At 29.3% G+C, this 12,184-nt stretch carries 7 protein-coding genes; 3 read left to right on the forward strand and 4 right to left on the reverse strand.

Translation table 11 applies throughout. The annotated features are described in order from the left end of the window. Positions 1 to 543 precede the first annotated feature (543 nt). Entirely contained in the window at positions 544 to 6,045 is a 5,502-nt protein-coding gene (locus H518_RS0109835) for an alpha-2-macroglobulin family protein (protein WP_028888896.1), read from the reverse strand. 434 nt (positions 6,046 to 6,479) lie between these two features. Between H518_RS0109835 and miaE the strand changes: the two genes are divergently transcribed. The 3 genes from miaE (at position 6,480) to H518_RS0109850 (ending at position 8,295) form a co-directional block, all read left to right on the forward strand. Next, positions 6,480 to 7,061 (forward strand): tRNA-(ms[2]io[6]A)-hydroxylase, encoded by a 582-nt coding sequence (gene miaE, locus H518_RS0109840; protein WP_028888897.1) that lies wholly within the window; start codon positions 6,480 to 6,482, stop codon positions 7,059 to 7,061. Positions 7,062 to 7,273: 212 nt separating this feature from the next. Then, the gene (locus tag H518_RS0109845) at positions 7,274 to 7,711 is read left to right on the forward strand and encodes a DUF4268 domain-containing protein (RefSeq protein ID WP_028888898.1); all 438 of its coding nucleotides are present in this window, start codon (positions 7,274 to 7,276) and stop codon (positions 7,709 to 7,711) included. A gap of 95 nt (positions 7,712 to 7,806) precedes the next feature. Then, entirely contained in the window at positions 7,807 to 8,295 is a 489-nt protein-coding gene (locus tag H518_RS0109850; RefSeq protein ID WP_028888899.1) for a CAP domain-containing protein, read from the forward strand. A 118-nt stretch (positions 8,296 to 8,413) separates the two neighbouring features. On the opposite strand, the gene H518_RS0109855 is transcribed toward H518_RS0109850, so the two are convergent. The 3 genes from H518_RS0109855 to H518_RS19635 form a co-directional block, all read right to left on the reverse strand. Further along, positions 8,414 to 10,291, reverse strand: coding sequence for an OmpA family protein (locus H518_RS0109855; protein ID WP_028888900.1), 1,878 nt, complete (start codon positions 10,289 to 10,291; stop codon positions 8,414 to 8,416). Positions 10,292 to 10,301: 10 nt separating this feature from the next. Continuing rightward, entirely contained in the window at positions 10,302 to 11,237 is a 936-nt protein-coding gene (locus H518_RS0109860) for a PorP/SprF family type IX secretion system membrane protein (RefSeq protein ID WP_043706821.1), read from the reverse strand. 10 nt (positions 11,238 to 11,247) lie between these two features. Further along, positions 11,248 to 12,184 (reverse strand): gliding motility-associated C-terminal domain-containing protein (locus H518_RS19635; RefSeq protein WP_043706822.1); only part of this gene is annotated, 937 nt, incomplete at its 5' end.

Below are 12,184 nucleotides of genomic sequence, written 5' to 3' on the forward strand. Positions count from 1 at the left end.
AAAATATAATAACAACCTTTTTAATGAACTTTTGCTAATCTTAAACCTATGTTTTTCCCTTAGCGGGTGCAAATATAGATTCCTTTTCTAACATAGCAATGCTTTATTTTATCTTTTTTTTGAAGTATTTCTCTTTATACTGTTTATGAACACATTAAGCAACCATATTATTTTTTAAAACTTAAGCCTTATCTATTTTTCTAATGCTGCGTGAGGGATTGAACGGCTTGTTTGAGCTCTTTTTGGCATAATTCGCCAAAAAAGCGAGTAGTGAAAGCCCGACATTTTGGAAAAATGGCATGCCATAACATATATTATTCTTTAAAAAATCACTTCATCCTTCTATTATAGTACAATTTAAAATACATGATTATATAATATTTAATTCTAATAACTTAATTTATTTATACATAAATAAAAAACACATTTTAATAAAAAATGTAAAACTACATGAACTTTAACTAGTTTTAAAAACTTAATCTAAACTAAAAAACCTAGTTACTTAACAAGTAACTAGGTTTTTTAATTTATTCAATACCTCTTTTACTTAACTACCTTAATCCAACTACCTTTTGTACGCCCTATATAATCATTATCATACATTGCTTCTACTTGTACTCCTGGCAAATAATAACTCCCTAAATACGATGCATTTATTAATACTCTAAAAGTTTTGGTTTCATATCCTTTTAAAGTAAAATAGTTACTAATACTAGCATCACGAATATCTGTGAAGTCTACCTTTGATGATGTTGTATTATTACCAAAATCAGTAAAACGAGTATTTATAATTTCCCAACCAGAAGGAATATACTGAGTTAACGCTACATTTTCTACGACATCATTAGTTGTATTCTTAACTGTAACTTCTGCTACAAAATTAGTTCCTTGCGATAAATTGTCTGGCGTTATACGATTACCTCCTTTTGTTTTATAAGTTATTGTTGTTTCTAAATTATTTTGAATTACTTTTTCTTCACCTACAGGTAAGATTCCTTTGTTAAAAACACGTACATATAGCACTCCATTGCTCTTATTAGATATCTTAAAGGCATTATCTTTAGTTACATCTTCAATATCTTCAGCATACAATGCTTTTGAAATTGAAATAGTTTTAGAATTTTTATTTAATGAATAACTTGCATTTATACCAGTATTTTCACCATTTTGTAGTGCGTATTTACTCATTGCTAACAAACTATAAGCTGTTGTTTGTGTACTCATCCATTTTTCACTAGATAAACTTTCTGCTATTTCTTTTGCCAATTTAATAGCTTTAGTTTCATCGTTTAACAAAATATAAGTGTCTAATGCCATTGCTTTATTACGAGTTCCAGAACCGTAATTAGAATAACGCCTTTTATTATAATTATCTGCTGTTAATCCTTTCAAAATCCCTTTAGCTATTGCTTTTTTCCCTATTAAAGCATAGGCACTTGCCAATCGCATTTTTGCTTCGTTCGAAATTCCTTTTGTTTCACGCAATCTATTCATTGATGCCACATCAGCACTATTCGCTAAACTTAAGGTATATAATCGATATGCTTGTGATAAAGCATTATTATAATACCTTGAATTATTCCTCCAATTACGTGCTTGTTGCTTTTGGTAACCAATCCATTTAGATTTAAAACCAATAGGTAGGGCATATCCTTTTTTAGCAGCTTCAATCATAAAATGACCTGCATACGATGTACCCCAACTATTTGCATTTCCGTTTCCTTGCCAATATGATAATCCGCCACTTGAAACTTGAAAATTAGATAATCGATTAATAGTCGCTTTTACATTTCTTTCAATATCTTGTTGCTTTTCTTTTGATAATTCAAAAATCTCTGGTAAAAATAACTGCGGAAATGCACTCGAAGTAGTTTGCTCTACACAACCATGTGGATATTGAATTAAATATCCCATACGTTTTGTGAAATTCATTGGAGGCAATGTAGATAACTCAATACTTGCGCTATTCGTACCATAGGTTCCAAATGTTGTAAAATTTAACTCACCGTTTTCCTTAGATTTCACTACTAAATCTTTTACTTCGGTAGTAATTGGATTCGGATTTAAAACATCTATTTCTACTTCATATGATGCTTTTTCATTTCCAGAAACTGCATCTATTTTTACTTTACCTATTCCTTTAAAATCATTTACTTTTAATGTAAAATAAGCCATTTTTTCATCTGGTTCATTAAAAGATAATGATTGAGTTTTATTGCCTACAATTGTAAATGATTCATTTGGTTGCACTGTAACCTTTACTTTTTTGACTGTTGGTAGCATTGCAAATACTGTAACAGGTAAAGTTACCGTTTCTTGTGGTGTAATTTTACGAGGTAAAGATGCCAAAATCATAACAGGCTTACGAACAAAAGCAGTTTTTTCATCACTACCATACGCATTGTTTTTAACATCTGTAGCTACAACCATTGCACGTACAGAACCAACATACTTAGGTATTTTAATTTCATGATCCTTACTTCCTCCTTTTTCTAAATTAAAAGGTCCTAAATAAGTAACCATTGGTTTAAAACGATTGGCTTTTTTATTTTTACTTCCTGCCTCAGCTTCATCTCCTCCAATACTTAATATCTGATTTACTTTTCCGCCATAAGCCCCTATTACATCATCAAAAACATCCCAAGTTTTTACACCTAATGATTGACGTGCATAAAATGTATTCCATGGATTTGGTGTTTTAAAGCGAGTTAAGTCTAACAAACCATCATCAACCAAAGCAATGGTGTATGTCATTGCCTTTCCATTTTTCTCTTTTACATTAATTTTAGCGATTGATTCTGGTCTTAGTTCATCTGCTAATTTAATTTCTGGAGCTAATTTAGTTGCAGGGTTGTTAACCAACATTGGTATAGAACCATACATACGAATTGGTAAATCATTTACTGTTTGACTGTGTTTTTGCAATAATGAAATATTTACAAATACATTTGGCGTATAGTTTGCTAGTACTGGAAAATTAAATTCAGTTTGCTTAGCTGTTGTTTCTACCCAAAAATGATCTAAGACTTCAGTTCCATTCTCTATCGTTATTAAAGCTCTACCTCCTACTGAAGATGGGAATTTTACCGTAGCCGTTTCATTTACTTCATACGATTCTTTATCAGTTGTAAAAACCAACATAGTCGCATTCGTTTTATCTTGACTTCCTTTTTTCTTCCCATACCAAGATGGCCAATCAAAATAAGCGATATTAGATGTAATATGTTTACTTTTTTTATCAGTTACTTTTATTAAGTAACGTCCCCAATCTCTTTCACTAATTTTTAAATCAAATGAACCTTTACCACTAGCATTTGTTTTTACTTGTAGTGTTTTATATGTTTGATGATGACGCGTTCCGTCATAATTAGAAAGTCCATCATCAGAAGTACTCCACCACCAACGCCATGATAATTTATATACCTTTACTTCTAAATCATTCATTACCCCTACTCCATCTTCATTAACAGATGCTACGTTAAAAGTATATTTCTCATCAGTAAATAAAAAATTCTTAGATTGCTGTTCTTCTGCATTTAAAATACCTACATACGTTTTATAAGGTGAAACCTTTTTAGAAAAAACATCGGTACTAAAATCACCTCCATTTTCATAAACCTTTGTTATAAAACTCGCCTTTAACATTCCTGGAGCTTTACTATCTAATTTTGGTTTTACTGAAAAACTTGTTTTTCCTTCATTATTTAAAGTTCCTTTTAATACTTTAAATTCCTCTGTTCTAAACCTACGAGTAACATCATCAAAATTATAATTCTTAAACTTTGAAAATGCTGTTTTAGATTGCGTAAACTTACCATTAATGTCTAATTTCAGTTCTCTTGCAATTGCACCATGCAACCATTTTACATCAACATCTCCTTCTATTGAAGTATTCGCTTTTACAAAATCGTTATTCATTTGTAACTTAATCTTTAAGCGATTTGGTTTTATCGTTTCAATTTTTAGCGTTTTATTAAATACAGCTCCACCAACGCTTACTCGTAATTTCCAATTTCCTGTAATTGCATCACTATTTGTCTTTGGTGCATAACTATACACATTATTTATGTTCTTAAAAAGCACTTTTCTTTCAATGATTTTTCCTTGCGGATTAATCAATTCAAATTTAATAGGATGCTTTTCTGGAATCGGATTTGCATTATCATTTAACACAAAGGTTAAAAATAAATGATCTCCCGGACGCCAAACACCACGCTCACCATAAATATATCCTTTAATTCCTTTTTGTAGTTTAACTCCTGAAACATCAAACTTACTCATCGATAATGAATTTCCGTCATTAAGTTTAATATAAGTAGTGTTTTTACCTTTTGTTATAACAGCAAAAAAAGCATTTTTTATTCCTTCAAAATTAGCAATTCCTTCTTTATCTGTTTTTATATTTACAATAGGCTGTTGTTGTAAATTGTATAATGTTACTGTGGCATCAGAAACTGGCTGGGTTGTTAATAAATCTGTAACAGCAATAAAAGTAGTTTCATTATTTCCTTTTTTAACGATTACCCCCAAATTAGTTGCTAATATGTTAATACTTTTACTCGTATTACGGTAGTAATAAGATGCTGTACATGGGTTATCTCTTTCGCTCCAGTTATAATCATTATAATAATCATTATTGTAATAATTAGGGCTATCGTACTTTTTAGTATTTACCTCTTTTTTACCATATACAATAGTGCTATTACTTATAGTTTCATTACAAGAATAATTTGAATATTCTTTATTAAAAGAAAACTCTACTCTATACATTGCTCCGTCTTCTACAGATAATACTTCAGCTAAATCAATAGCAAAAGCATTTTCTTTCGTTAAATCAAGACCTTGATTTGTAAGGTTAACAGTATATTTAGCCTCAGGACGACCTACATAACGTATGTTACCTTGATTTCCTAAATTGTAATTCTGTAAAAACTGTAATACATTATTTTTATATATTTTATAAACTAACACATCAACAGCTTTTAAATTAACAGCTTTAAAGTTAATTTTTAAATTCTTTGAATTAGGAATTATAGTTCCACTTTTTATAAAATTCACAGAAGGTTTTAGCTCTTCAAAATGTAAGGTTTTAGTATAAGCCTCTTTTAAAGTATATCCATTAGTGCTTTTAATTCCTTTAAAAATCTCTATCGTTGCCTTACTTCTAAAAGATGACTTCGGATAAATAGTAACAATATTATTTGTTACCTTATAAGTAAACTTTCTTTTTTGAGTGTTAGCAAACTGAATTAATCCATTTAAATCTTGCACTTTTTTTATTGGATCTGAAAAACTAATTTCTATATACTGTTTACCTGTATTAGCGACATTAATATCTAAAACCTTAAAATTATTTTTTCCTGTTATTGTTAATTCTCGCTCTCCTTTTGAACTAGAATTAATAGCACTACCACTCCAGGATATGTTTAAATTTCTATCATCTTCAAATCTTTCTAAACTATCTATTTTAAAAAAGGCTTGTGAAACAAACTTTTCTGAAGTTTCAAATTTTATTAGAGTCGATTTACTATTATAGGTAGCTTTTATTAACTCTAAAAGCTTTTCTGATTCAATAACATCGCTTGTATTTAAGACTCCTTCTACAGCATATATGTCTTTACTAAGTACAGTAGGAGATGATAAAGTAATATTAAAAAGTAATTCTTTTGTTTTTAATTTAACTGTAAAGTCTTTTAATCCTTTATCTATATCATCATATAATTTAGACAAGTGTAATGTTACAGCGTACTCTTTATTACTTTTTAACTTTTCTAAAGGAGTAAATATTATTTTATTTCCATCCAATAATACACTTCCCTTAACCTTAGGGACTACCGTAATAACATCTTCATTAACTGTAGTTACCTTTGGTGTATTTTTAAGTGTAAATTCAAAATCAGAAGCAGTAGAAATCATTTTCTCTGGAAATAATGCTACATACTCACTATAATCATCACTATTACTCTCTTCTTTTACCTTTTTTTTACATGCATTAACTACAAACACAAATAATGTTAATGCTAGTATTTTCGCAATTTTTCTCATAACAAAACAATTCTTTTAATCAATTTTTTAAAGTAGCTCAAAGTTACGTTTTTTATAAAAGCGATAAGAAAAAAATTATCCCTTTTAATCGTTAATTAGTACATTTTTTCTCATTTTACTCTTATTTTTTATAAATTCTGTAACAAATACGAAAATAAATGACCAATAATCACTTAACAGTTATCATATAAGAATATGGATTATATCTTAGCCATAGTTTTTTCATTTACCATATTGTTTCTTTGGAATAACTTTTCTAAAAGAAAAAATTAAAGGAATTACGAAAATTCTTTTGGCCGATTTGAGTCGAGCAAAAAAAACTAGGAAACATCTAAAATAGAACAACTACTACTTTAACTAAAAAGATAACCTATACTTTCTTTCCTCTATTTTATAATTCATAATTTTGCAATCCATATTTTTGAATATATAACATGTTAGGATTAAAATTTGAAACCGAAACTTCTTGGGCAGAAATTGCAAAAGTCAACTTACAACAAATATTAACAGACCATGCTTTTTTAGAACAAAAAGCAGCTTCTAATGCTGTTTCTATTATTATAAACTACTCTGAAGAAACAAAATTAGTACAAGCGATGAGCGAAATTGCTATTGAAGAAATGGAGCATTTTAAAATGGTTCATGACTTTATGGTAAAACGCGGAATGGTTTTAGGTAGAGAACAAAAAAACGATTATGCTATTAAATTGCAAAAATTCTTTACTAAAACAAAAGACCGTACAAATGCATTAGTACAGCGCTTGTTAATTGCTGCTTTAATTGAGGCAAGAAGTTGCGAACGTTTTAAAGTTTTTTCAGAAAATATGGAAGATCAAGAATTATCTAAATTCTATAATGACTTAATGATCTCTGAAGCAAACCACTATACTATTTTTTTAGGGTTCGCTCGTGAATACCAAGATAGAGAAATCGTTGATAAAAAATGGAGTGATTTATTAGCTTTTGAAGCCGAAATGATGAGAGAACGTGGTAAACTTGCTAAAATACACGGGTAAACAGTTCTTATATTGAAGAAAGTTAAACCTACTTCTTTTTGTGATGAGTGTAATTCCGAATATTATAATGATAGCTCAAAAGTGATACGTTTATGCCCTGAATGTTCTTTTAGATTCTATAATTATGATAATTGTAAACATAAATTTGAAAATGGTAGGTGTATTATTTGTTATTGGAATGGAAATATTTCAAATTATTTAAAAAATCAATAATGTTTAGTAAAGAAGAATCAGCACAAATACGCAAAGAGTTTTGGACAAGTTTTGGTAAATCTTTTCCAAGAAAATGGTTGCTATATAACACAAAAATAAAAGGGTTTGCTTTTAAATTTCAAGGAGATCGAAAAACAGCCTCTGTTTGTTTAGATTTTGAACACCCAGATGAAATTGCAAACGAATTATTATACGATCAATTACTTTCTTTAAAAACCATTTTAGAAACAGAATACTTACCCGAAGTAATTTATCATGATAATTTTGAATTAGATAACAGAAAAATTATTCCTCGCATCTATGTTCCTTACGATAAGAAGTTTAGCATTCATAACAAAAATACTTGGAGAGATTGCTATGAGTTTTATGTAGAAACAATGACACAATTTGAACTTTTTTTCTACGAATATGAAGATTTTATTAGAGCTGCTATTTAACTGAAACATCCCCTTTTTTCAGAATAAATACGAATAAAACACTCTATTAAATTATTTTTTTCGTATATTTAGAGTATAACCCCAATTCCCCTGTTATGAATAACTACCCCCTAAGGTTATTAATAGTGTTGTGTGCATTATTAATAACATCATGTACCTCTAATAGTGAATTTGAATTAGATCAAATAGAAGCTACAGAAAAGATTAGTGAAAATCCAATTGAAATTGAGGTTTTAGACCTCGTAAATAATCATAGAGTTGCAAACGGTTATGCTACACTAGATAAATTACAGGCTATAAAATCACAAACCAATAATCATACTAATTATATGATTGAAAAGGAAAAAATTTCACACGACTTTTTTTTCGAACGTAAAGAATATTTAAATAAGAATGTAAACTCTAAAAGTGTTGCTGAAAACGTTGCTTATGGTTATTCATCTGCCTCATCTGTATTAAATGCATGGCTAAAAAGTAAAAGCCACAAAAAGAATATTGAAGGTGATTTTACCCACTTTGAAATTACGGCTAAACAAGACTTAAAAGGTAATTGGTATTTTACAAATATTTTTGTAAAAAAGTAAAGTATCTAATTATAGATACTTTATAAAAGGAAATATCTCAATTTTTTTTTAAAAATTTAAAACAACTAGTATGTGTTTTAAAATACACACTAGCTGTTTTTTATAACTAAAGTTAAAACTAGTTATATTCATTTAAAATTATAAACTTAGATCGTCTGTTTTCCTGATGTTCTTCTTCTGTACAAGGTATATTGTTTGCACATTTGTTAATTAACTGCTTTTCTCCAAAACCAATCGCACTTTGTATTCTATGTGCTTCAATATTTCGTGACAAAATGTAATCTTTAGTTGCTTTTGCCCTTTTATCAGATAAGATTTCATTGTAAGCATCTACTCCTCTACTATCAGTATGCGCTTCTATCTTTATAATCATTTTTGGGTGGTCTTTTAATACCTTCACTACATATTCTAACTCAAAAGCTGCATCGGCTCTTATATTCGACTTATCAAAATCAAAAAATATTGGGTTAATTACTATCTCATTGTCTATTATTAATGGAATGAGGTACAAATCTTGAGTTATTTCTCTTTTTCTTGTATTATCTGTTTCAAATTCTTTAAAATCTTCTTTATAATCCTTTTTTGTTCCTTTTAAAGTATATTTTTTATTGCATGCTACTTCAAATGAAAACTCTCCATCTTCTTTCGTAATCGTACTTTTTATAATTTTACCTGTTTTATCTATTAATTCAACTAAAGTAAAGGGCAATATTTCATTAGTTTTTTCATCATAAGTTTTTCCTTTTATTTTTTGTAGACATTTGTTTGACTCAAAACTATAAATATCGTCATGTCCTTTTCCTCCTGGCCTATTTGATGAAAAATATCCTGTCGTATTATCTTCATTCAAGAAAAAGGAAAAATCATCATAACCACTGTTAAAAGGTGCTCCTATGTTGGTTACCTTACTGGTATTATTACTTAACAATGTTGTTTTAAAAATATCTAACAGCCCTAAATTATCATGTCCGTCTGAACTGAAATAAAGGTTATTTTCTTTTGATATAAACGGAAACATTTCTCGTCCTTTTGTATTTATATTTCCTCCCATATTCACAGGTTCTCCGTAGGAATCATTTGGTAAAATCGCTACACTATAAATATCTGTTTCTCCATAACCATTTGGTCTATTTGAGGTAAAATATAATGTTTTATCGTCTGGACTTAGGGCTGGATGCCCGTTTGAATAAATTTCATCATTAATAGAAAGGTCTTTTATTTCAGCCCATTGACCATTTACTAAACTTGCTTTAAATATTTTTAAGTGAGAAGTACCTTGTTTATCGTAGTCTAATTTTTCTCTTTTAGTTAGGTTATTTCTTGTAAAATACATTGTTTTTCCATCTGATGTTATGGCAATGTTTGATTCATGAAAGCTTGTATTTATTTTTGTAGATGTTATTGGGGTTACATCTGCTACTTTTTTGGCTCCTTTTTTACTTGTTATTTTTGCTTCGTATAAATCTAAATAAGGCTGATTATTCCATTTATAAATTTTTCCTTTTTTGTTTTTGGTTGATGCAAACATAAATTTCTGTTTATGAACATAAGCTCCAAAATCTGAGTGCCTGGTATTTATTTTTAAATTCGTTATTTTAACGGAGTCTTTATTTAATATTTTTAGTTTTTCGTAATCTACTTTTATTTGCTGGTTGTTTGGTAGTTTGTTTAACCATTTATTCGCTGCTTCATATTGTCCTAAACTTCTTAGACTTTGAGCATATTTATAAATAGTCTCACTATTTAGTTTCTTATTATTTTTTGTAGCTAACTTATACCATTTTATTGCTTTAACTATATTAGAATTATTGTAATAACAATCACCTATTCTGGTTAATGTATAAATACTACTATCTCCTTTTTTCACTGCTGTTTTGTAAAATTCAGCAGCTTCGATGTATGCATATTTTTTAAAAAATTTATCGGCAACTCTTTTTTGCGAATAAGAGTTCAAAAATGATAAAATGATGATTAAAAATGAAAGTATTGTTTTCATATATATTTCTTTAAAAGTATCTAGGGGATTTTACTCTGTTTGATTTTATGAATTCATACATCAATAAAATTTCATGGGTTCCGCTTGAAAATTGATTTATTTCTGATAGCGGATATTCGTAAGCATAGCCTATTCTAATTTGTTTGGTTGCTTGAAAATCTACTAAAGCTCCTAAAGCACTCGTATATTCATTTATTCTATAAGACCCGCCTAACCAAAATTTTTCATTGAATAGAAAATTTGCTGTAATGTCGTATGATAACGGAGCTCCATTAGTTCCTTTTATTAACGCAGCTGGCTTAAACTTTACTTGGTCGTTTAATTCAAACACATAACCTCCAGTTAAATAATAGCTTATCTTATCTATCGCTCCATAATTAACGCCGTTTATTGTTAGATCGTTATGTTTTACATTTAAGAGTCGTGGAGCAGAAAAACCTACATACCACTTTTCTGTATGTAAAAAAACTCCACTTCCAATATTTGGTTCCCATCGGTTTTTAACACCACTTATTCCTGGATCAATGCCTTCAGAAGCAATTAATTCTTCATCTAGATTGTATTGAGTAAAGCCAGCTTTTATACCAAAAGCTAGTTTTAGGTTAGCATTTAGGTTTATTGTATAAGAGAAATCTCCGTATAGGTATGTAAATTTTTCATACCCTAATTTATCATTTATAAAAGAGAGTCCTAGTCCTATTTTTTCATTTCGAAGAGGCGTATTTATTGATAGTGTTTGGGTTTTTGGACCTTCACCAAATCCTGCCCATTGGCTTCGATGTAACCCTATTACACTTAATACTTCTCTACTTCCTGCGTATGCAGGATTAATAGATATTGTATTATACATGTATTGTGTAAATTGAGGTAATTGTTGTGCCTCAACACCTAATATTAGTATAAAAAACAATATAATTGTTGTGTGTCGTTTGATATTATAATTCATCACTTTTGCGTTACTTTGTTCCTAAATAAATTGCCCCTGTAAATGGTTTTAATCCACTGTTTTCTAATATCACTATGTAGTAATAGGTTCCTGAGGGTAATCTTTTTGCACTTCCTAGAGTTACTCCTTCTGAAATCCCATTCCAATCGTTTGTGTAGTTATCTGATTCGAATACTTTTGCTCCCCATCGGTTAAATATTTTTACATTTATTATATACCCACAGGTTTCAACTCCCGTTATTTTAAAGAATTCATTCCAAGTATCTCCGTTTGGTGTTACAGCTTTTGATATTGTAACATCCTCTTCTCCACAAGGTAAAACAAAGCATTTATCGTTTATATTTATCGTTATTTTTGTAGTTAAAAAACAACCTTCATTAAAAGTTTTGTAAGTAAACACATAGTCGCCTAAGTTTATATTTATAGGATCAAAGGTTGCTTCAGTTGTTAGTGAAACTTCTCCTGTTACAACTTCCCATTTTCCATCACTTGGAATACTACTATCTATGTAATCGTTTAGATCAATGACACCATCATCAAAACATTTAGCATCTGTAACTTCTATAATGTCTTTTTTAACTGTTACGTTTATTGTTTGATTAAAATCTGCTGAATTTCCACAAGTATCACTAACAATCCAAGTTCTTATAATTTGATAATCATTATCTGATCCGTCAGAGGTTGTTTCTTCTTTAAAAATTGTTTCGATATCTTTTCCTGAACAATTGTCGGTAAATTCTAATTCCGGGATTTCTGGAATCATATCACAGTTAACATCAACATCGTTGAGTACTGTTATTAAGATTGGAGGCTCATTGTCTTCTACCGTTATTTCTTGAGTGTGATTGGTTGTGTTTCCTGCACAATCAGATACCATCCACTTTCTTGTTATTTGATATTCTGAACTACAAGCATCGTCTTGTCCTGTAATTTCTTCGGTATATATT

The organism is Tenacibaculum ovolyticum DSM 18103 (assembly GCF_000430545.1).
In the GTDB taxonomy this organism is placed as follows: domain Bacteria; phylum Bacteroidota; class Bacteroidia; order Flavobacteriales; family Flavobacteriaceae; genus Polaribacter; species Polaribacter ovolyticus.